This is a genomic window from Yersinia sp. IP36721 (genome assembly GCF_003634395.1).
GTDB classification, from domain to species: Bacteria; Pseudomonadota; Gammaproteobacteria; order Enterobacterales; family Enterobacteriaceae; genus Yersinia; species Yersinia entomophaga.
Map to the genome: position 1 here is coordinate 1 of NZ_QCZL01000096.1, position 416 is coordinate 416.

A 416-nucleotide genomic window follows, 5' to 3' on the forward strand; every position below is an offset into this window, starting at 1 on the left:
GTTGATCTCACCCAACGCGCCTTCTGCGGTCTGAGACAGAGAAATACCGTCGTTCGCGTTACGCGCAGCCTGAGTCAGACCGTTGATGTTTGAAGTGAAACGGTTGGCGATCGCCTGACCCGCAGCATCATCCTTGGCACTGTTAATACGCAGACCAGAAGACAGACGCTCAATGGCGGTGCCTAAAGAAGACTGGGATTTATTCAGGTTGTTCTGTGTCATCAGAGACAGGCTGTTAGTGTTAATTACCGCCATGGTATTATTCCTTAAATATGTTTCGGCTAATGTTTAGGCTTCTTGCCTACGGCTTCAATCACCGTCCCTTTATTTATCGGCACATGCATTCATAGCTTTAATTAAATCGCGTGTTTTTATTAAAAAACCAATAAATAACAGACACAAAAAAGCCCCCGCAA

The 416-nt window shown here is 45.4% G+C and carries 1 pseudogene; it reads right to left on the reverse strand.

Annotated features, from left to right (window positions below):
* Positions 1-255 (reverse strand): annotated as a pseudogene (locus DBA33_RS20490) (flagellin FliC); the annotation flags it as partial.
* Positions 256-416: the final 161 nt, after the last annotated feature.